We start from the raw sequence: 22,729 nt of genomic DNA, 5'->3' as shown, positions 1-22,729 counted from the left end.
AATCCTTGGAAATTTGTGCTCCAAACGGGAAAAAACCCCAATTTTTTTGGGGATAATTATAATCCCCTTCGTAAATTGCGAAGATTTTTTTAGACAAGAATAATTAAATTTAACCAATCAATAACGTTTGAAACTTTTCTGGATTATAGGCCAGATTTTACATTATGGATTCATTTTCCTACGTTGCCAATGCTGATACACAAGTTATTTCTGACTTGTTTGATGCGTATAGAGTTGACCCCAATTCAGTAGACAGTTCTTGGAGAGATTTTTTCAAGGGGTTTGAGTTTGCTCAAACTTGGCAAGGAGAAGGCGCTTCGCCTTCAGGTGCTGCCTTAGATTCTTCGCATGTTCAAAAAGAAATGTCCGTTATCAGCTTGATTAAGGCATTTCGTTCCAGAGGACATTTACTTTCCAAGACCAACCCAGTGCGTGATCGTAAAGATCGTCAACCACGTTTGGAGATTAAGGATTATTCGCTTTCGGAGGCTGATTTAGATACAGTTTTTCAAGCAGGTAGTTTTTTGGGAATAGGTCCAGCTACTTTACGTAAGATATGTGAAGTATTGGAGAAAGTGTATGCGGGATCAATTGGATTTGAGTATTCGTATATACGTGAGGTTCGAGTTAAGGAGTGGTTACGAAATAAAATTGAAAAAGAGGCATTGTCTTTCATGCCTTCTATTGAAGAGAAAAAGCAGATTCTACAAAAGCTGAATGAGGCAGTAGTATTTGAAAACTTCTTAGGGACCAAATATTTAGGTCAAAAGCGTTTTGGATTAGAAGGAGGCGAAAGTACGATAGCTGGTTTAGATGCTATTATTAATAAAGCTGCTGATTTTGGTGTGAAGCAAGCGATGATTGGAATGGCTCACCGTGGCCGTTTGAACGTGCTGGCTAATATCATGCATAAATCTTACGAGGCTATTTTTGATGGATTTGAAGGAAATGTACCAGATCAGATTCATGGAGATGGTGATGTGAAATACCATTTAGGTTATTCCAGTCAGCATACAAGCCCTAATGGAAATGAAATTACATTGAAATTAGCGCCCAATCCTTCTCATTTAGAGGCAGTTAACCCTTTGGTTGAAGGCTTTTGTCGGGCTAGTGCAGATGCTCATTATGAGGGGGATTACTCTCAGGTATTGCCTATTTTGATTCATGGTGATGCGGCTCTAGCAGGCCAAGGGATTGTATATGAGGTAACTCAAATGGCCAAATTGAAAGGTTATTCTACGGGTGGAACCATTCACTTTGTGATTAATAATCAAGTGGGATTCACAACGGATTTTGAAGATGCACGTTCGGCTATTTACTGTACCGATGTGGCTAAAATCATTGATGCTCCTGTATTCCATGTGAATGGAGATGATCCAGAAGCCGTTGTATTTGTGTCGCGCATGGCGGCTGAATTCCGTCAAGAGTTTGGGCGTGATGTGTTTGTGGATATGGTTTGTTACCGTAGAAATGGTCACAATGAGTCGGATGAGCCGCGTTTTACGCAGCCTACTTTATATGCGAACATTACCAATCACCCTAATCCAAGAGAAATTTACACGCAAACATTAATCAAGCGTGGTGATATCGATGCCCAATTAGCTAGCCAAATGGATTCTGAATTTAAAGCAGAATTGCAAGCTCGTTTGGATATGGTAAAGCAAAAAGTAAAACCTCCTTATGTTCCTTTAAAATTGGATAATAAGTGGTCTAACTTACGTTTCTCTAAAGCAGATGATTTTGCTTCTTCGCCAAACACGGCAATTACCAAAGCGACAATTGATTTGGTTGCGAAGGCAATTACTTCTTTGCCTGCAGGATTTGTAGCTTTGAAACAAATTGAAAAAGTAATATCCGATCGTAAGACCTTTTTTGAGAAAGGAGAATTGAATTGGGCAACGGCTGAGTTATTAGCTTATGGCTCAATTTTGGCTGAAGGAAAAACGGTTCGTTTATCCGGACAAGATGTTCAACGTGGTACATTCTCTCACCGTCATGCTGTATTGCATGATGCAAATACGAACAATAATTATTGCAATTTAGATCATATTAAAGAAGGTCAAGAGAAGATGCAAATCTTTAACTCTTTGCTTTCAGAATACGGTGTTTTAGGGTTTGAATTTGGTTATGCCTTAGCTAATCCAGATGCATTGGTGATTTGGGAAGCTCAGTTTGGTGATTTTGCAAATGGTGCTCAAACAATGATCGACCAATTTGTCAGTTCACATGAATCTAAATGGGGAACACAGAATGGTTTAGTGATGCTCTTGCCTCATGGATATGAAGGTCAAGGACCAGAGCACTCGAATGCTCGTCCAGAGCGTTTCTTGCAATTAGCTTCAGAGAATAACATGGTTGTAGCCAATTTAACTACACCGGCTAATATTTTCCATGCATTGCGCCGCCAATTATCTTGGGAATTCCGTAAGCCATTGGTCGTGATGTCGCCAAAATCTATTTTCCGTCATCCTAAAGTGGTTTCTCCGCTAGAGGCATTTACTAAAGGTAAATTCCAAGAAGTGATTGGAGATGCTTATGCAGAAAAAGCGAAGGTTAAAAAAGTGTTATTATGTAGCGGAAAAGTGTATTTCGACTTGTTAGAAAAACAAGAAAAAGATGCTCGAAAAGATGTAGCGATTATTCGTATCGAACAGTTACATCCGCTACCTACCGCGCAGATTGAAAAGGAATTAGCTCAATATAAAAATGCAGATGTGTATTTTGTCCAAGAAGAACCAGAGAATATGGGTTATTGGTCATACATCATACGTGAATTTGGTTGGTCTAAATTCAAGGGATTGGTTGCACGTAAGAAAAGTGCATCTCCTGCCACAGGATTCTTAAAGGTGCATGCTGAAGAGCAGGCTGCCTTAGTTAATAAAGCATTTGAATAATTAAAACAAAAGCCGAACAACAATGGCCATAGAAATGAAAGTGCCCGCTGTGGGCGAATCGATTACGGAAGTTACCGTTGCTACTTGGAATAAGAAAGAGGGTGATGTCGTGAAGTTGGATGAAGTTCTTTGTGAATTGGAGTCAGACAAGGCAACTTTTGAATTGCCTGCAGAAGCAGAAGGGATTTTACACATTGTAGCGAAAGAAGGTGATGTTTTACCTATTGGTGCTGTAATTTGTACCATTGAGGTGGTTGGTGCTCAAGCAACTGCACCGGCACCAGCTCCAGCAGTTGTAGCAGCAGACAGTCCTGCTCCTGCGCCAGTAGCTGCTGCACCAACGGCTCCTTCGGCAGAAAGCAAAGTATTGGAAGTAAAGGTTCCTCCTGTGGGAGAATCAATTACAGAGGTGACTGTTTCTGTTTGGAATAAAAAATCAGGAGATACCGTTGCCTTAGATGAAGTTTTATGTGAATTAGAATCAGATAAAGCGACTTTTGAATTGCCAGCTGAATCAGCAGGTGTATTACAAATTATAGCTGAGTCAGGTGCTGTAGTACCTATAGGTGGCATTTTGGCAACTATTACCGTTGGGGCGGGTGCAACAACTCCTCAAGCTGCAGTAACTCCACCAACTGCCAACGTTGCTGCACCTGTTGCAGCTCCTGTCTCTGGTGAATCTTATGCAGCCGGTCATCCTTCTCCAGCAGCAGCTAAAATTTTGGATGAAAAAGGAATTGCTGCTTCGCAAGTAGCAGGAACGGGTGTTGGCGGAAGAATTACGAAGGATGATGCACAAAATGCACAGCCAGTTGCAGCTGCACCGGTAACAGCAACGCCTGCACCAGCAGCATCTTCAGCTCCAGCTAGTGCTTCTGATGCACGTGGTTCTCGCCGTGAAAAAATGAGCTCATTGCGTAAAACAGTAGCTCGTCGATTGGTAGCCGTAAAAAATGAAACGGCCATGTTAACTACCTTCAATGAGGTAGACATGAAACCGGTCATGGATTTGAGATCTAAATACAAAGATAAGTTTAAAGAAAAGCATGGAGTAGGATTAGGCTTTATGTCCTTCTTTACGAAGGCTGTATGTGTAGCCTTGAAGGAATTCCCTTCTGTCAATGCAAAAATTGATGGGGATGAAATGGTTTTCCATGATTTCTGTGATATTTCCATTGCAGTTTCTGCACCTAAGGGTTTGGTGGTGCCGGTTATTCGTAATGCAGAGAATTTGAGTCTTGCTGGAATCGAATCAGAAGTGGTTCGTTTAGCTGTTAAGGCGCGTGATAATAAATTGAGTTTGGAAGAAATGACTGGTGGAACATTTACTATCACCAATGGTGGTGTATTTGGATCGATGATGTCAACTCCAATCATCAATGCCCCGCAAGTGGCTATTTTGGGTATGCACAATATCGTGGAGCGTCCAGTAGTAGTGGATGGCCAAATTGTGATTAGACCTATGATGTACTTGGCTCTATCGTATGACCACCGTATTATTGACGGTCGTGAGTCGGTAAGCTTCTTAGTACGTGTGAAGCAGTTGTTGGAAGACCCTGCTCGTTTATTATTAGATATTTAACAACGTGAATAGGCCTTTAGGGGCCTATTCCTTTTTTCCATTGCCTTATGTTAGAATTTGATGTTGTCGTTATTGGTTCTGGTCCTGGTGGTTATGTTGCAGCTATTCGTGCGGCACAATTAGGATTTAAAACCGCCATAATTGAAAAATATGCTGTTATGGGTGGTACCTGCTTAAATGTAGGTTGTATTCCTTCCAAAGCTCTTTTAGATTCTTCGGAACACTATTATAATGCCATTCATCATTTTGAAGAGCATGGAATTGTGGGTGGAAAGCCAAAGGTAGATTTGGAAAAAATGATTGCTAGAAAAGCAGGTGTGGTCGAAAAAATGAATGGCGGTATTTCATTTTTGATGAAGAAAAATAAGGTATCGGTATTTCACGGTTTGGGTTCTTTCGAAAGTGCTAAAGTGGTAAAAGTATCTCAAGCAGATGGAAAAGAAGAATTACTAAGTGCTAAAAATATTATAGTGGCAACGGGTTCAAAACCAACCAATTTGCCATTTATTTCAGTAGATAAAACTCGAATTATCACATCCACTGAAGCTTTAAAGCTGAAGGAAATACCTAAGCATCTGATTGTTATTGGTGCAGGAGTTATTGGTGCTGAATTAGGTTCTGTATATGCTCGTTTAGGTTCTAAAGTTAGTTTTGTGGAATATGCTGATGGCATGATTCCAACCATGGATAGAACGATGGGAAAGGAATTGCAAAAGTCAATTGCGAAGTTAGGGGCTGATTTTTATTTCTCTCACCAAGTTACTGGGACAGAAAATAAAGGTAAAGAAGTTGTGGTTAAAGCGAAAAATGCCGCTGGAGAAGAAGTAGAAATTAAAGGAGATTATTGTTTGGTATGTATTGGTCGTAAACCATATACCGAAGGTTTAAATCTAGCTGCAGCTGGATTGCAAGCGGATGAGCGTGGAAGAATTGCAGTAGATGAACATACCTTACAAACTTCAGTTCCAGGTATTTATGCCATTGGGGATTTGATTCGTGGTGCTATGTTAGCCCACAAGGCAGAGGAAGAAGGAGTATTTGTTGCTGAAGTAATTGCTGGTCAAAAGCCGCATATTAATTATAATTTGATTCCAGGTGTTGTTTATACTTGGCCTGAAGTAGCTTCTGTTGGTAAAACAGAACAAGAACTTAAAGCCGCCGGTATAGCCTATAAAGATGGATCTTTTCCATTTAAAGCTTTGGGACGTGCCGTAGCTTCCATGGATGTGGATGGTTTAGTAAAGGTTTTGGCTGATGCCAAAACAGATGAAATTTTAGGAGTTCATATCATTGGTGCTCGTGCAGCCGATATGATAGCGGAAGCCGTTGTTGCGATGGAATTCAGAGCCAGTGCGGAAGATGTGGCACGTATGTCACATGCCCATCCTACCTACACGGAAGCTATGAAGGAAGCTTGTTTAGCTGCTACCAGCAAACGCGCGATTCACGCCTAATTTATTCGCTCGCTTTTTCCTCGGAAGATTTAAAGCGATTGGTCATTTTAATAAGTAAAAACATCACAAAAGCGACTAAAATAAAGTCGATAAAAATTGTGATGAAGTTACCGTATTGAATGGCGTTTTCTGGAGAAAGGATTTTGCCACTGGCATCATATTGAGCTTCTCGGAGGACATATTTCATGGCTTTGAAATCAACTCCTGTGGTAAGTTCTCCAACAATAGGCATAATGACCCCGTCAATCAATGCAGTTGTGACCTTACCAAATGCAGCTCCCATGATGAAGGCAACGGAAATTTCAATAAGGCTGCCTTTCATGGCAAATTCTTTGAACTCTTTGATAATACTCATAGTGAATGGTTTTAATTTGGAATTAGTAGGAAACAAGGAATTTGAAGCAATTCGTTTGATATACCAACGTTATGAGATATAAATCTCAAGTACATGGGTCGATTTAACCGAATTACTCTCCAAATACTTGATTTTTTTTTAAATTTCAATCGCTTGCTTGAAATTGTTTCAAAACAAATTTCTTTGCAATAAATGAGTAAATTTGATTTTATCGTTCTTAGCCATGAAAGCATCACTCATTTTATCTACTTTAAGTTTATTTTCTTGGGGACTTTTTGCTCAAAAGTCGGAGAGAGTAACAGTATTTCAATCTGGCCAAGATACGTATGCCAGTTATCGCATTCCTGCAATTATTAAGCTTCCACATGGTGAGTTATTGGCTTTTGCAGAAGGTAGAAAGGGTAGTGCAGCTGATTTTGGAAATATAGATATCGTTTCCAAGCTTAGTAAAGATGGAGGAAAAACTTGGTCCGTTATTCAAAAAGTAGTGGATTTCGATTCTTTGCAAGCTGGTAATCCCGCACCAGTTGTAGATTATTGGGATCCAGAATACCCACAAGGAAGAATCTTTTTATTTTATAATACAGGCAATAATCATGAGAATTTAGTTCGACAAGGTAAAGGACTAAGAGAAGTTTGGTACATAACCTCCACGGATGATGGTAAGACTTGGTCTGTACCAGTCAATATTACCAAATCCGTTCATCGCCCTATCCAAGAACCTTATAAGTATGCTGAAGATTGGCGCTCCTATGCCAATACACCCGGCCATGCGATGCAAATTAGTTCGGGAAGGTACCGTGGTAGAATATATGTAGCTGCAAACCATTCGATTGGTGCCCCCAAAGCAGACTTTACTGATTATGTATCTCATGGTTTTTTTACTGATAATCATGGTCAAAGTTTTCAATTAAGTCAGTCCTTAGGTCTACCAGGAAGCAATGAAGCCACAGCCGCAGAACTGTCGGATAATCGACTGCTATTGAATGCTAGAAACCAAAAAGGAGATGTGCGAACTCGAATTGCAGCTATAAGTTCGGATGGGGGGAATACCTGGGATAAAACGTATTATGAAACCTCACTACCTGATCCTGTTTGTGAAGGCTCCTTACTTTCCATTGGATATAGGCAAGGTAAAAGTGTATTAGCATTTAGCAATGCAGCAGATCAAGAAAAACGCAATCATTTAACCCTTCGAATCAGTTTTGATGAAGGGTTAACTTGGCCAATAAGCCATGAAATAGATGGTACAAGTGATCCCATAAAACATCCTGATTTTACAGCATATTCCGATATAGTTAAACTAGATGAAGATCGAATTGGCGTTTTATACGAACGAAATGATTATGCTGAAATAGTCTATGTCAGTATCAAATGGGAGTAAAACAAATCTTTTTTGGCTAAGGCCAGCCAACGCTGTCAAGGTTCCAAACCTTGCCAGCGTTAGCGATTTAGCTAACGCAATTGGAAGGATAGCTTCCTTAGCCAAACGAATGAAAATTCAAAAAATGTATATCAATATTTAAACTATCAAGTTCTTGATTAATCTTCCACTTTCAGCGAATTGAAATCAATGACTTTAGTGCGAGCGTAGAATCGCCAAGAAAGTAATGTAGCTGAGCAAATTAAGCTACAAGTTAAACCAATCCAAATCCCAACCGCCCCCAAATCACCCGAAATACCTAAGTAATAACTTAATGGTATTCCTACGCCCCAATAGGAAACCACGGTAATAGCTGTGGGTATCTTGACGTCTTGAAGCCCACGAAGTAGGCCTAAAGAAACAGCTTGAATACCATCAAAAAGTTGAAATATGGCACCCCAGGTCACCAAACTAACAGCAATGGCGATTACATTTGCTTCCTGAGTATATCCACGAACTAACCATGATTTGAAAGTAAACATAATAATGGCACAAATACCCATAAATGCAACAGAGAGAAGTAATGCGGCGTTACCAGATATGTAAATTCCAGCACGATTTTTTTCTCCTATGTCTGTACCAACATGAATTCCACCGGCAGCTGCAATGCCAGTTGCCATCATGTAAGTCAAAGATGCCATGTTGATAGCTACAATATGTGCTGCTTGAGCTGTAGACGAAATCCAACCCATCATCACTACTGCCATGCCAAAGGTGGCGATTTCAAAGAATCCTTGGAAGCCAGCTGGAATACCGACTTTTAATATGGTTTTTTCCAGTACCCACGTGTGATGTTCAGAACCCATGTGCGCGAAATACTTGGTAAAAGATGCAGATTTGAAGATGTATAATCCTAAGCTTAAGGCCATAAATACGCGACAAAGCAAAGTAGAAATACCTGCCCCAAATAAACCCATGGCAGGAATGGGTCCTAAGCCATTGATGCAAATATGATTTCCAATTACATTTAAAACTAAGGCAACGATGGTAATATTCATCGCTATACTAGTACGTTTCAATCCATCCGTAAAACTTTTAAATGCTGCAAATAAAAAGGTTGGTATTACAGATATGGCAATTAATACCAAATAGGGAAGGGTTAACTCTTTGTTAATGGCACTTTGTTGGAAAAGGTCATAATTCAATCCAATTATCGCAATGATTAAAATTGTAATAACAGAAAGGATTAGGGCAACTCGAATTCCAGCTCGCATTAAATTACCACATTCAGCGTCATTGTTTTCGGCCACTGATTTTGAAATCATGGGTGAAATGATTTGTAAACAGATTAATCCAATAATAGCAATGGTGAAAAATATGGAATTGGCCATGCCTGAAGCCCCCAAGCTTTCAGCCACTTGCGACTGCATTTGACCAACTTGGACGGTATCGGCTAAACCCATCAACATCACACCTAATTGTCCTATTACAATGGGTAAGGCTAATTTAAACGTGCTACTAATTTTTCCTCCAAGGCTGACTTCCCGCATGATTTAGATTCGAACGATTTCTGCTCCTAATGCATTTAATCGAGTATCTATATTTTGATATCCTCGGTCAATTTGTTCAATGTTATCAATGATAGAAGTACCAGTTGCAGACATCGCTGCAATCAATAAAGAAACACCAGCACGAATATCCGGAGAGGACATGCGTATTCCTTTCAAGTTTTGCTTTCTATCGAAACCAACAACGGTAGCTCTATGTGGATCACAAAGAATGATTTGAGCTCCCATTTCAATTAATCGGTCAACAAAGAATAGTCGACTTTCAAACATTTTTTGGTGAATCAATACTGTTCCTTTAGCCTGGATAGCTGTTACTAAAATAATCGATAACAAGTCTGGTGTAAAACCTGGCCATGGATGATCAGAAATGGTCAACATCGATCCATCTATGAAGTTTTCCAATTCATAATGCTCTTGTGCTGGAACAAAAATATCATCACCTCTGAATTCTAATTTAATACCTAGTTTGCGGAAAACATCAGGTATAATGCCTAGTTCTGCTATTTTACAATTCTTAATGGTAATTTCTGATTGAGTCATCGCTGCCATTCCAATGAATGAGCCAATTTCAATCATATCTGGTAACATGGTATGCTCTGTTCCGCCTAATATATCAACTCCTTCTATCGTCAATAAATTAGATCCAATACCTGAAATTTTGGCCCCCATTCGGTTCAGCATTTTGCATAATTGCTGAATGTAAGGCTCGCAGGCTGCATGATAAATGATGGTAGTGCCTTTGGCTAATACCGCCGCCATTAGAATGTTAGCCGTTCCGGTAACCGAAGCCTCATCTAATAACATATAGGCACCTATTAAATGTGAAGCATCTACTTCGTAAAACCCTCCATCTTCGGCACTATAATTGAATTTGGCGCCTAATTTCATGAATCCCGTAAAGTGAGTATCTAATCTTCTACGGCCAATTTTATCACCTCCTGGTGAAGGTATACGTCCTTTTTTGAAACGAGCCAAAGTCGGCCCTAATAACATCACCGATCCACGAAGGGCGGCTGCCTTTGCTTTATATGTTTCAGACTCTAAGTATTCAATATTGACTTGAGATGCATCAAATTCAATGCTAGATTCACTTAAGCGGCGAATTTTCACCCCCATGTCGCCTAATAAATCAATTAATTGATTGACATCACGGATGTTAGGAATATTATGGATGGTGACAGGTTCTGCGGTTAGTACAACAGCACAAAGAATTTGTAATGCTTCGTTTTTTGCACCTTGAGGAGTGATTTCTCCTGATAATTTTCTACCACCTGTTACTTTAAATGAGGCCATAAGGGTCAATTATTTTTTATGATTTCTTGGATTGAAATTCCGATTGTTTCTGAAGTTTTTTCTATAATTATTTCCACCACGGTTATTATTAGGGCCGTTAGGATATTCTGGTGCATTATAAGCGTTTCTAGCATTATTGGCCACTTTGGCGTGTCCTAGACCTTCTTGGGATAATTCATCCACGATGGATCCAAGGAGATTTTCAGACATTTCTTTGATGTTTTGCCAAATGACCTGATCATCTACTGAATCTTTATTCCAAGTAACATAAAAGCCCTTCATTAATCGAGCGATGTAGGCCACTAAAATCTTTTTATCCTCTATTTTTTCTTCTGCTATGGCACGTAGAATAAGTAATTCAACATTACGACCATAGTGTTTGAATTTCAAATGGTGTTGGTTGTAATTGACTTTTTTAGGTGCTTTACCAACAGATTCTGGTGAGGGAGGAGGGTAAGGACCTTGTACATCCAATTGGAAGTTGGACATGATGTACAAGTCATCCCAAAGTTTTTTGGAATAATCTTGGCTATTGTCCTTCATACCAGGATGTATCTGCTTCATGAGTTCTATCATGAGGAAAGCATATTTGGTTCTTTTCTCTCGATCTTGAATCGTTAGAATGTAGTTGACCAATTTTTGTACACTAGACCCGTATTCTTTCATAATGTTGTGTCAAACTTAATTACTAAATACCAATCGCATCCAAAGATGAGGAAAGGAAATAAGGCAAAAAACAAAGGCTGCCCAAATAGCCATCACTAAAACAGCTCCTGCCGCAAAGTCTTTTGCTTTTTTGGCCAATGGATGATGTTCAGGGGCTACAATATCTGTGATATTTTCTAATGCGGAATTAATTAACTCGGCCATCCATACTCCTGCAATAGCTAAACTAATCCAAAGCCATTCAATCGCCATGAAACCAATATTGATTCCAACGACTATCACTAAGATAGTGGAAGCCAAGTGAATTTTAGCATTGTTTTCTTCCTTGATCAAAGTAATGATACCCGACCAAGCAATGGAAATGCTGCGAAAAGCTTTGGACAAATTAAACATATTAAAATTCTGCCGATTTAGGTGTTCTTGGAAATGGAATGACATCGCGAATGTTACTCATACCCGTCACAAATAAAACAAGACGTTCGAAACCTAATCCAAAGCCAGCATGTGGAGCAGAGCCAAACTGTCTAGTTTGTAAATACCACCAAATGGAATCTTCCTCAATGCCCACATCTTTCGTGCGTTGAAGTAGTTTTTCGTAATCATCTTCTCTTTGAGAGCCACCAATGATTTCTCCAATACCTGGAAACAAAACGTCCATGGCACGAACCGTTTTTCCATCATCTTCTAATTTCATGTAGAAGGCCTTGATGTCTTTCGGATAATGCGTCAGGATAACAGGTTTTTTGAAGTGTTTTTCAACCAAATAACGCTCATGCTCACTTTGTAAGTCGATTCCCCATGCTACAGGGTAGTTGAATTTACCTTGCTTATGTGGCTTTGATTGCAATAAAATATCAATAGCCTCGGTATAAGTTAATCTTTCAAAAGTATTTTCAGAAACAAATCTCAATTTCTCAGAAAGCGTCATCTCTGATTGTTCTTCCTTTTTCTTCATTTTTTCCTCTTCCAACAAGCGTTTTTCAAGGAAAGCAATATCGTCAGCACAATTTTCTAAAGCATAGCTAATCAAGCTTTTGGTAAAATCTTCAGCTAGATTCATGTTGTCTGTAAGCTCAAAAAAGGCCATTTCAGGCTCTACCATCCAGAATTCAGCTAAGTGACGAGTGGTATTGGAGTTTTCAGCACGGAAAGTAGGTCCAAACGTGTAAATTTTGGAAAGAGCCATGGCTCCTAATTCTCCTTCTAATTGGCCAGAAACCGTCAGATTGGTCTCTTTGCCAAAAAAGTCTTCTTTATAATCTATTTTTCCTTCATCTGTTAATGGAGGATTGATCGCAGGTAAGGTGGTTACACGAAACATTTCTCCTGCTCCTTCGGCATCTGAACCCGTGATAATTGGGGTATGCAAATAAAAGAAGCCGTGATCGTTGAAATATTGATGTATTGCAAAGGCTAAGGCATGACGAATACGTAGAATGGCTGAAAAAGTATTAGTTCTTGGACGAAGATGTGCAATCTCTCGTAAGAACTCCAAAGAGTGTTTTTTGGGCTGTAAAGGGTATTTTTCTGGATCAGCAGTCCCGTAAACTTGGATAGCCGTTACTTGAACTTCAACGGATTGACCTTGTCCTTGAGATGGAATTAGAATACCTGTTACAGCAATACAAGATCCCGTAGTTACTAATTTTAACGTTTCTTCAGAAACGACGCCATCAGAAACAACGGCCTGAATATTATGAATCGTAGATCCATCGTTCATGGCGATGAAAGCTACAGATGAAGATACACGTTTGGTACGCACCCAACCTTTTACCGTAACCGTTTGTTGGCTCGGGGATTGGAGAAGTAATTCTTTAATTTGCATATAAATAAATGGTCAAATGGCCCCCAATTGGGGCAAACTAGCCTCAAAATTACGTACAAAAAACGGAATAATTTTATTTATTTATGAATTACAAGTATTTTTAAAAACTGGCCGTCAAATCAGCGTATATTTGTTTATTAGATTAAAGATATGCAGGGATTATCACTCAAAATTTCTCAGCAACAGCGGCTTTCTCCACAACAAATTCAGTTTGTTAAATTGCTTCAAATTCCTTCAGCTGAACTGGCTGCAAGAATAGAGGAGGAATTGGAGGAAAATCCCGCTTTGGAAGAGGGTTTAGAAATAAAGGATTCAGATGAATTCGATGAAAAAGAACGAGAGACTGTAGAGGACTTAGAGCGAGAGGAATTAGAAATAGGAGATTATTTGCAAGATGATTATGCTGGCTATAAAATGGCTGGTGATTCCTATGATTCCAATGAAGAGTCCAAGGAACGACCTATGGCCACCGTGGCTAGTGCAGAAGATTACTTGTTGATGCAAATCGGTTTTAGTTTAAAAGATGAGCGAGAAGAGATGATTGCGCATCAGTTAATAGGCTCGCTTGAAGAAGATGGTTATTTGAGAAGGAACATTGAAAGTATTGTCAATGACTTAGCATTTACACAAGGTTTTACAACCAATTTTGAAGAGGTAGAAGGTGTTTTAAAGAAAATTCAGGCCTTAGATCCTGCAGGGATTGGAGCTAGGGATTTACAAGAATGTTTGTCGATACAATTGCACCGTAGAGAATCAGACCATCCTACTTGTTTATTGGCTATTCGCTTGATTGATGAGTTCTTTGATGAATTTTCTAAAAAGCATTTTGTGCAATTACAGCAAAAATTAGGTGTTGATGAAAGTGAATTGAAAAAGGCGATTAACCTAATCAAACGCTTAAATCCTAAACCTGGTGGAGCAGAAGGAGGGAATTTAGCGCCTTATTTGCAACCTGATTTTGTGGTGACAAATCAACATGGCAAATTGGATATTAAGTTGAATGGAAAAAATGCCCCCGAATTAAGGGTCAGTAAGTCATTTCAAGAGATGTTGCAAACCTATGATCAAGGGAATAAACAGCAAAAAGAGATTAAGGAAGCTGTTACTTTTATCAAGCATAAATTAGATGCTGCATCTTGGTTTATTCAGGCAATACAACAAAGACAGGGCACTTTATTGAAAACGATGCACAGTATTGTGGCTCAGCAATACGATTTCTTTTTGACAGGCGATGATTCTACCTTGAAACCCATGAAGATGAAGGAAATTGCCAGCTTGATTGAAATGGACGTTTCTACTGTGTCAAGAGTAGTCTCCGCTAAATCAGTGCAAACAGATTTTGGTATATATCCTTTAAAATATTTCTTCTCAGAAGGAATTACTCATGAGTCAGGGGAGGATGTGTCAACCAGAGAAGTGAAAAATATACTGAGGGAAATCATTGAGCAAGAACCAGCTCAAGAGCCTTATCCTGATGAAACCTTAGAGCAGCTTTTATCTGAAAAAGGCTTTGTGGTGAAACGCCGTACCGTAGCTAAATATAGAGAACAACTGGGTATACCAGTTGCGAGGCTAAGAAGGAAACTTTAAATTAAATGTAAATGGTGAATGGTAAATGGTAAATGGTGAGTCGTGTCTTGAGTGAAACAATTTAAAATAAATCAACTAATTAATAATTCTATAGATTGCATTTAATTGAAATGATTGAAATGTAGATTTGGTAATAAAATTTTATCAAGTGAAACATAAGAATGTCATAAAATCAAAATCTTTTTTTTTCGCAATTCAAATCTGGCATTTATATCATTATCTTGTTAATGAGAGAAAAGAATTTATTCTTTCAAAGCAAATTTTGCGAAGTGGAACAGCAGTTGGGGCAATAATTAGAGAAGCAGAACATGCAGAATCTAAATTGGATTTTAAGCACAAAATGTCAATTGCTCAAAAGGAAATAAATGAAACTATATATATTGGTTGGAATTATTAAACGAAATTGATTACTTAGAAGAAGTTCGCTTCGTTAAATTAATGTCAGAAAGCGATGAAATTTTAAGAATTATTACTAAAATTTTACTAACGGTAAAACATAATTTGTCCATTAAATAATAAAGCATTTATCATTTACCACTTACCATTCATAATTGAATTCTCCATTTATAATTCATAATTCATCATTTATAATTTATTATTATGTCTTCTTACCAATTTCTTCATCTTAGTCAAGTTAATGGAGTTTGGACCATTCATCTGAAGCGTCCAGAAGTGTTTAATGCCTTAAATGCAGGTTTGATACATGAGATAAGGGATGTAGCAGAAAAAGCAAAGGCTTCCGAATCAGCTAGGGTTTTGGTAATAACAGGAGAGGGGAAGGCATTTTGTTCGGGAGCTGATTTGAAATCGGGCGTAAGCGATTCTGATTTAGGTGCAGTACTTAGATCTACCTATAATCCAATGATTTTGGCATTAAGAGGCTTGGATAAGCCTGTAATTGGAGCAATCAACGGTCCAGCAGCAGGAGCAGGATGCTCCTTGGCATTAGCATGTGACTATTTAGTTGCTAAGGAAGGAGCATATTTTGCTGAACTTTTTGTTCAGATAGGTTTGACCTTGGATGCAGGAAGTACGGCCTTTTTAATGCAGTCTTTGGGGTATCATAAGGCATTTGAATTAGCGTCTACAGCTAAAAAAATTAGTGCAGAGGAAGCTCAAGCTTTGGGATTGGTAGCAGAAGTTATTTCCGAGGAATATTGGGAACAACGACTGAAGACACTAGGAGAAGAATTTGCTCGTCGACCTACATTAGCATTAGCATTAATCAAACGAGAATTGCAAAAGGCTCACCATCAGGACTTAGCAACTGTATTGGAAATGGAAGCAGAAGCTCAGCGACAAGCTGGTTACTCGAAGGATTTCCAAGAAGGAGTAAGTTCTTTCTTAGAAAAACGAGCTCCTCATTTTACAGGGAAGTAAAAATTGGAATAAAATTGATTTTTTTTCAGCAAGGTCTTTTCATATTCCCAAAGAAATTCTACCTTTGCAGTCCCGAATGGGAATTGGTTGCGTAGCTCAATTGGATAGAGCATCTCACTACGGATGAGAAGGTTTGGGGTTCGAATCCCTACGCGACCACACTAAATGTTAAAAACACCTATAAATTTTAAATTTGTAGGTGTTTTTTTTTGCGCTAATTTTTCCATTGAGACTTGTATCAAATTCATATGAATATCAAGTTTATTGAAATCAGAAACGTTGGAACATCGTTAGATTTTTGGCAATCAAATCAGAATTTCCTCCCCAAAGAAAAATCTAATCCTTGGTATCTTCAAGTACTATGATTAGTTAAATATCAATACAATCAGATGTTTGTTTTTATTTGATCTAATCTTTCTTAACTACCTGAATTTCAAGTAGAAATATCATGTTTGAATTCTAAGGTTTGATTATTCCGATTATGAAAAGTATAAATAGATTTGATACTAATTCTCCAAATTTGAATGGCTTGATGTACTCAAAACTCGATTAATTTCATTCAATAATTCGGATTGCTTAAATGGTTTAGATACATAGCCATTCATGCCCATGTCAACGCATTTTTGTTTTTCTCCCACTAATGAATGTGCTGTCATCGCAATAATTGGGATAGAATTATTCAATTTTTTTCGGATAATTGATGTAGCTTGATAACCATCCATGATGGGCATTTGCAAATCCATTAAGATTAAATCAAAATTTTCTTTCTTAACTAGTTCTACCCCCATTTGGCCATGGTTGGCTATTTTAATGTCAAAACCAAAATGTTTAATGACCATTTCAGCCAATTTTTGGTTCATGACATTGTCTTCACAAAGTAAAATACGTACCTGTCTTTTTTTAGATCCATGTCGATTCAAATCAGTATTTTGTTCAATTTCAACTTGATCTGATTTTTTATACGTTAGGATAAAATAGAATTCTGAACCTATTCCTAGCTTGCTTTTGACATGAATTTCGCCATGTTGGAGTTCCACTAACTGTTTCGATATGCTAAGCCCTAAACCTGTGCCTCCAAATTTTCGAGTTGTGGAAGATTCTGCTTGCGTAAATCGTTCAAAAATTCGCTCAAGTACTTCTTCTGACATACCAATGCCCGTGTCCTTCACCGAAAAGCGTAAAGTTACGTTTGTAGCGGTCTCTTCTATTTTCTTGACTTGAATTGAAACATCCCCTTCATGCGTGAACTTGATGGCATTTCCAGCTAAATTCATTAAGATTTGATTTAGTCTACCTCGATCACCTTCAATCATTTCTGGCAAGTCTGCATCTAAATATAAACTGAAATCTAATTTTTTTTCTTCAGCCTTTACTTTCAATAAATGATATACATGTCTAAGTATTTCAGTCAGATTAAAGGGATAAGACTCTATTTCTAATTTACCTGATTCCATTTTAGATAAATCCAAAATATCGTTGATGATTAATAGCAGATTATCTCCAGCTATGTGAATATTGGATAAATATTCTGTTTGAATCGGATCTAAGTTCGACTGAGATAGTAATTCGGTGAAACCAATAATGGCATTTAAAGGGGTTCGGATCTCATGACTCATGTTGGCTAAAAAACTATCTTTAGTCAATACAGCTTCTTCTGCCATCAATTTAGCATGTAAAAGCTCTTTTTCCGCTTCTTTTTTAGTCGTATAGTTTTCGGCAACTCGAATGTAACCGGTGATTTCACCTTGTCCATTTTTAATACAAGTGACAGTTAACCAAACGGGTATTTTTTTTCCTGATTTTGTTACATAGGTCCATTCACTGGAATGAGGTTTACCACTTAATTTGGATTTTATAACCACTGTTTCCATCCCCAATTTAATCGGATAACCTAATTCTAAACTGAGTTCTTTAGTTCGTTCCTCCATTTCTCGATTATCGTAAAACGGGGAACAATCCATTTTACCAACTAATTCCTCTGCCGTATATTCAAGTAATTCTAAAGCTGCGGGATTTACACGTTGAATGATTCCATTAATGTCAGTATGAATGATCGAAAGCCCAACTCCATCAAATGTGGCCTTCTGGTCTTCTATTAAAGCTAGAATCTGAATTTCTTTTTGTTTTTTTTCGGTGATATCAGCAGCAAAGACTACAAAGTGAATTAGCTGATGATTTTCATTGTAAATCGGTTGAATATTTACGTTTAAATAATATTCTCTCCCTGATTTGGTTATATTTTTAATTTCACCTTGATAAGTGAATGTCTTAAAAAGCTGACTTCTTACTTGATTTATAAATTCTGGATTGGTTGTGGTCGTAGAAATGGTCTCACTCATTTTTTTGCCCATTACCTCTTGCAAACTATATTCTGAAATTAATTCATAGGGGTGATTTATCCATTGAATGACTCCTTCTGGATCAGTTATTAATACGCCATCTTGAATACCTCTAGCGACAAAGGATAAACGCTGATTCTCTTCAAAAATCAACTTTTTATCTGTTATATCTCTGCTTAGTGAAACATATTTTACCAATTCTCCTTTTTCATTCATAAAAGGGACCACAACCATATCTACCCAATAGAATGTTCCATCTTTCGCTTTATTCCTTAATTCTCCTTTCCAAACTTGCCCCTTATTTAAAATGCTCCATAAAGAATCAAAATACTCATCCGTGTGGTAGCCAGATCTTAGTATACTTATATTTTGATTGATTAATTCTTTTTGACTATACTTACTATAGCGACATGCCGTTTCGTTGGCATATTGAATGATTCCATCTCTATTTACTATCATTACGATAGATGATTCATCTAAAGCTTTTTGGTGACTGGTTAATTCCAATTGAAGCTCTTTTATTTCCTGGTCGGCTTGTTTTTTGACTTCTTGTTTGGATGCAATGTATTTCTTCCTAAGTTCAAGTTGTGTTATGATATATTGAGCAATCTTTTCTAACATGACTTTCGTTTCACTAGAAAGAGAGTTTGTTTTTGTGTCCATGACACTGATAGTTCCAATTCTAAAACCTTCATCTGTAATTAGTGGAACACCTGCATAATATTTTACTTGTAAATCACTTGTAACAAAACGGATGGATTTAACTCGTTCATCATTAGAAGCATCTAGAATTTCTAAAACATCATCTTGAAGAATGGTATGTTGGCTAAATGATTCATTTCTAGGTAATTCATCGTAGTCGAATCCCAATTTAGATTTGTACCAAATTCGATTTTTATCAATAAAAGAAATAAAGCCCATGGGCATATTTAAAACCATGCAGATAAGTTGTATGATTTTTTCGAATTCAGGTTCGGGAGGAGTATCTAGAATATCATAGCTATCCAAAGCGGCTAGTCGCTGTGGCTCATTTAATGGAATGAGTGGTTTCGATGGGGTTTCCATGACGGGTTTAGTTCTAATGTATTCTAATTGAGCCCATTGCAAACAACAGGCTTATTTGATTTGATTATATAACTAGTCACGGATTTACAAATAAAGTAATGATTATTTTCTAAACGTAATTATTGGGTAGAATTTGGATTAAATAATCAATTTTAGGCTTAATTTACCCAAGATAAAGAACCAATTTGTAAAAATAGGTTGTATTCTTGAATCAATCCTGGTTGTTAAAATAATTGAAGTTAGGAGTTTAATAGACTTTATAATGTGCTTTGGAATCATTGTGCGCCTTGTACATAATCAATAAATGAAATGAATCAATCGATTGCGCAAATGCCATTTGCGTTAGTCCAAAGAGGATATAAAAAATGTGTAATTCAAGTATTTCTATTAAGATGCCCCTAACTTATTAATTTCTTTAGAAGAGGATTTTTTGGAAAAAAGAATGCTTTAATTTCCAGTGACGGATTAAGAATATACGTTCCAAATTTGAAGGTATGTAATTCTTTGAAAAAAAGGCCTCCTCTCAATAAATGGATTCAGTAATAATATTCTATTTGTATAATAACTGGCTGATTGTCAGTTAGATGTAGGTCTAATTCTGAATGCTAATTAATCATGCTAAGTGGGGTTGCTACGAATGATTATAACTAAGAATAAGTTATTCACATTTATTTTCTTTCTTCTAAAAGAACAATAGAAATTCCAACCCATGGAAATCAAACTTTGAAGAAAACTCCAACCCATGAATTTTTCATGCAACGATTAATAGTAGGTAAACTTTACCGAATAATCAAAGAAAAAAAACGGTCTCTTTGCATGTAAGGACATGAGCAGCCGAAATAATTGATATATTTCGATAATGAAAAAGTATATCTTCACTTTCTGCTTTTGCTTATTGACGTTTTGGGGATTCTCTCAGAAGGAAAATGAAGTAAAGGGTAAATTGGTTGACTCCTTAACAGCTGAGCCATTATCTTTTGCGACACTCCGATTAGAATCAAAAAAGCAAAGTAATGTGGTGAAGGGGCAAATAGCTGATGAAAAAGGGAAATTTGAATTCGTTGGTTTAAAAGACGACAAATACGTCATCAGGATTGAATATGTTGGTTATAAAACCAAGTATGTAGAAATTAGTTATGAAAAAATCAATTCTCAACTCGATTTAGGTACCATATCCTTGGCGCCTATCAATCAATTGTTGGAATCCGTTATAGTTTCAGGATTTAAGCCTAATGTCATTGCTACCCTAGAAAAGCAAGTTTTTAAAGCCGAACAATTTGAAGTAGCAAAAGGCGGTACAGCCAGCGACATACTTCGAAATGTTCCTTCCATCATGGTTAATGCAGAAGGGGAGCTTTCCATGCGAGGGTCAAAAGGTTTTTTAATATTGATTAATGGAAAACCAACGCAGGTGGATGCAACAACCATTTTAACTCAAATCCCAGCTAATACAATTGATCGAATTGAACTTATTACAGCCCCATCTGCTAAATATGATGCCGATGGAAAGGCGGGAATTATCAATATTGTGACAAAAAAAGGAAGTAATGATGGCTGGTCATTGACATCTAATCTACAATATGGATTACCTCGAATTAAGCAATATGAAAACACTACTGAGCCATCAAGGTATGGGCTTGATTTATCGACATCCTATCGTAAAGGGAATTGGGATATTTCGACCTCATTCAATTACTTAAAAAACGATATCGCTGGTCGCAGAGAGGGAGATGTTAATACCACCATAAACCGGATTTACACGAGTTTTCCAAGTGAGGGAGAAAGGAGTTTTAAGCGAGATAATTATGGATTTAGGACTTCACTTATTTATACTCCCTCGAGCAACGATGATTTAACGATGGGTATTTATTTAGGAGAGCGGGATCAATATCGTACGGCTGATATACATTATAACAATACTAAATATGATCTCTCTACCAATTCCATTATTGGTAGAAGTAATTATTTTAATTCCAATTTGGTCTTAAAGTCAGGCTCTTTTCGGGTTTACAATCTGGATTATTTGCATCGATTTAACGATAAATCTAGTTTAAGTATATCTGGCTTATATGAATATGCCATGATTGATGGATATACTAAAAATAGAAATTTGAATGAGAAAAATTATGCAGATACCCTTCAATACACATTGAACACTGGTCAGAACCCACTTGATGCTTATCGATTTAAAATTGATTATGAGAAAACCCTAGGCATAGGAAAACTTTCCATGGGTTATCAATATCGTAACCAAATTCAAAAGGGGATCTTTAATTATTTTGAAAAGTCAGGAAACTATAGCCCCTTGGTTTATAACCCGTCATTTTCAGCTTTCATTGAAGTACTCAACCGAATTCATGGTTTATATGTACAGTATGCTGGGTCGTATAAAAAAATTGAATTTTCTAGTGGATTAAGGTATGAAAATGCATTTAGAAAATTTCAAGCTAATAAATCGATATCACCAGCCATCTTAGATCTGTCCAATTTATTTCCATCCGCTAATGTGATGTACAATTTTAAAGAGGATGTCAGGTTTAAATTGGCATATAGTAGGAGAGTACAACGTTCTACTAACAACGAATTAAACCCGTATCCAGAAAGGGAGCATAGTGAAACACTGGAGCAAGGTGATCCCAATATAAAACCTGAATTCGTGGGAATTATAGAAACTGGTGTCACAAAGGATTTTAAAAAAGGATCCTTGTACATTAATTTGTATAGTCAACAAATTGACAATATTGTGAATCGAGTTAATAGTGTCTATAATGATACTATTTTAAATAGAATATACACCAATGCAGGTCAAGCCAGCCTATTAGGTTCCGAAATTGGACTCACGCTTAATCCAGTTAAAAAATTAAAAATCTTTATTGGAGGAAATATATATAGCTTAAAGATAAATGGAGGAATATTTAATAACTCCGTAGTGGTGAATTCGACAGGTTCTGTTTATTCGATCAATTCCAATATTAGCTATCAGATAAATCCAACTTTGAGTACACAATTTAATTTATCTTATTTATCAGCTAAAAATACGGCACAGGGGGTAGATTCTAGATTTTATCAACCCAATTTCTCTATTAAAAAGACATTACTAGAAAACAAATTGTTTTTTACTTTACAATGGCAAAATGCGGCATTGGGAAATATGAAAGTGAATGAGCAAAGCATTACCACCTTTGGATCTAATTTTTACACAACAACTAATTACATTCAGGAAAGAAATATCATTTTATTGAATCTGTCATACAATTTTAGATCGAGTGAAAAGAAGGCTAAGTTGCCTAGTAGTGAATTTGGGGAGAAGGAATTTTAAATGCCCCAACTATGCAAATCATATATTCATGTAAGT

Annotated in this window: 15 protein-coding genes and 1 tRNA gene; 9 read left to right on the top strand and 7 right to left on the bottom strand. The window is 37.2% G+C overall.

Annotated elements, in window-relative coordinates; all coding sequences use genetic code 11:
* Positions 1-164: 164 nt before the first annotated feature.
* Genes EWU22_RS10910 through lpdA form a run of 3 tightly spaced genes read left to right on the top strand, consistent with a single transcriptional unit; the run spans position 165 to position 5,930 of the window.
* Positions 165-2,894 (top strand): 2-oxoglutarate dehydrogenase E1 component, encoded by a 2,730-nt coding sequence (locus tag EWU22_RS10910; protein ID WP_130925580.1) that lies wholly within the window; start codon positions 165-167, stop codon positions 2,892-2,894.
* Positions 2,895-2,916: 22 nt separating this feature from the next.
* Positions 2,917-4,476: a 2-oxoglutarate dehydrogenase complex dihydrolipoyllysine-residue succinyltransferase gene (odhB, locus tag EWU22_RS10905; RefSeq protein ID WP_130925579.1), complete on the top strand. Its 1,560-nt coding sequence runs from the start codon at positions 2,917-2,919 to the stop codon at positions 4,474-4,476.
* A 47-nt stretch (positions 4,477-4,523) separates the two neighbouring features.
* Positions 4,524-5,930, top strand: a complete 1,407-nt coding sequence (lpdA, locus tag EWU22_RS10900; RefSeq protein WP_130925578.1) for a dihydrolipoyl dehydrogenase — start codon at positions 4,524-4,526, stop codon at positions 5,928-5,930.
* A 1-nt stretch (position 5,931) separates the two neighbouring features.
* Here the strand turns inward: lpdA and mscL are convergent, their stop codons facing one another.
* A complete protein-coding gene (gene mscL, locus EWU22_RS10895) occupies positions 5,932-6,285 on the bottom strand; it encodes a large conductance mechanosensitive channel protein MscL (protein ID WP_109323351.1) in 354 nt (117 codons plus the stop codon).
* Between the two features lie 223 nt (positions 6,286-6,508).
* Here mscL and EWU22_RS10890 point away from each other — a divergent pair, with 223 nt between their 5' ends.
* Entirely contained in the window at positions 6,509-7,669 is a 1,161-nt protein-coding gene (locus tag EWU22_RS10890) for a sialidase family protein (RefSeq protein ID WP_130925577.1), read from the top strand.
* Positions 7,670-7,827: 158 nt separating this feature from the next.
* On the opposite strand, the gene EWU22_RS10885 is transcribed toward EWU22_RS10890, so the two are convergent.
* The 5 genes from EWU22_RS10885 to asnS are packed head-to-tail and all read right to left on the bottom strand — an operon-like array spanning position 7,828 to position 13,000.
* Complete coding sequence (locus EWU22_RS10885; RefSeq protein WP_130925576.1) at positions 7,828-9,198, bottom strand: MATE family efflux transporter; 1,371 nt, start codon at positions 9,196-9,198, stop codon at positions 7,828-7,830.
* 3 nt (positions 9,199-9,201) lie between these two features.
* Entirely contained in the window at positions 9,202-10,509 is a 1,308-nt protein-coding gene (murA, locus tag EWU22_RS10880; RefSeq protein WP_130925575.1) for a UDP-N-acetylglucosamine 1-carboxyvinyltransferase, read from the bottom strand.
* Positions 10,510-10,518: 9 nt separating this feature from the next.
* Positions 10,519-11,175, bottom strand: coding sequence for a DUF4290 domain-containing protein (locus EWU22_RS10875; protein WP_109323347.1), 657 nt, complete (start codon positions 11,173-11,175; stop codon positions 10,519-10,521).
* 15 nt (positions 11,176-11,190) lie between these two features.
* Positions 11,191-11,559: a diacylglycerol kinase family protein gene (locus EWU22_RS10870; RefSeq protein WP_231962884.1), complete on the bottom strand. Its 369-nt coding sequence runs from the start codon at positions 11,557-11,559 to the stop codon at positions 11,191-11,193.
* A 10-nt stretch (positions 11,560-11,569) separates the two neighbouring features.
* Positions 11,570-13,000 (bottom strand): asparagine--tRNA ligase, encoded by a 1,431-nt coding sequence (gene asnS / locus EWU22_RS10865; RefSeq protein ID WP_130925574.1) that lies wholly within the window; start codon positions 12,998-13,000, stop codon positions 11,570-11,572.
* 150 nt (positions 13,001-13,150) lie between these two features.
* Between asnS and rpoN the strand changes: the two genes are divergently transcribed.
* The 4 genes from rpoN to EWU22_RS10845 all read left to right on the top strand — a co-directional run bounded on the left by rpoN (position 13,151) and on the right by EWU22_RS10845 (position 16,129).
* Complete coding sequence (rpoN, locus tag EWU22_RS10860; protein WP_130925573.1) at positions 13,151-14,590, top strand: RNA polymerase factor sigma-54; 1,440 nt, start codon at positions 13,151-13,153, stop codon at positions 14,588-14,590.
* Positions 14,591-14,738: 148 nt separating this feature from the next.
* Complete coding sequence (locus EWU22_RS10855; RefSeq protein WP_130925572.1) at positions 14,739-14,987, top strand: four helix bundle protein; 249 nt, start codon at positions 14,739-14,741, stop codon at positions 14,985-14,987.
* Between the two features lie 203 nt (positions 14,988-15,190).
* The gene (locus EWU22_RS10850; RefSeq protein ID WP_130925571.1) at positions 15,191-15,970 is read left to right on the top strand and encodes an enoyl-CoA hydratase/isomerase family protein; all 780 of its coding nucleotides are present in this window, start codon (positions 15,191-15,193) and stop codon (positions 15,968-15,970) included.
* 85 nt (positions 15,971-16,055) lie between these two features.
* Positions 16,056-16,129: transfer RNA gene (locus EWU22_RS10845), tRNA-Arg, on the top strand.
* 347 nt (positions 16,130-16,476) lie between these two features.
* Here the strand turns inward: EWU22_RS10845 and EWU22_RS10840 are convergent.
* On the bottom strand, positions 16,477-19,374 hold the full coding sequence (locus EWU22_RS10840) for a PAS domain-containing protein (RefSeq protein WP_130925570.1): 2,898 nt from the start codon (positions 19,372-19,374) through the stop codon (positions 16,477-16,479).
* 859 nt (positions 19,375-20,233) lie between these two features.
* On the opposite strand from EWU22_RS10840, the gene EWU22_RS10835 reads away from it, so the two are divergent.
* A complete protein-coding gene (locus EWU22_RS10835; protein ID WP_130925569.1) occupies positions 20,234-22,693 on the top strand; it encodes a TonB-dependent receptor domain-containing protein in 2,460 nt (819 codons plus the stop codon).
* The last annotated feature ends 36 nt before the right edge of the window (positions 22,694-22,729 follow it).

This window comes from Aquirufa nivalisilvae (genome assembly GCF_004307455.1).
Classification (GTDB): Bacteria; Bacteroidota; Bacteroidia; order Cytophagales; family Spirosomataceae; genus Aquirufa; species Aquirufa nivalisilvae.
This window is presented reverse-complemented; position numbering and strand designations above follow the sequence as displayed.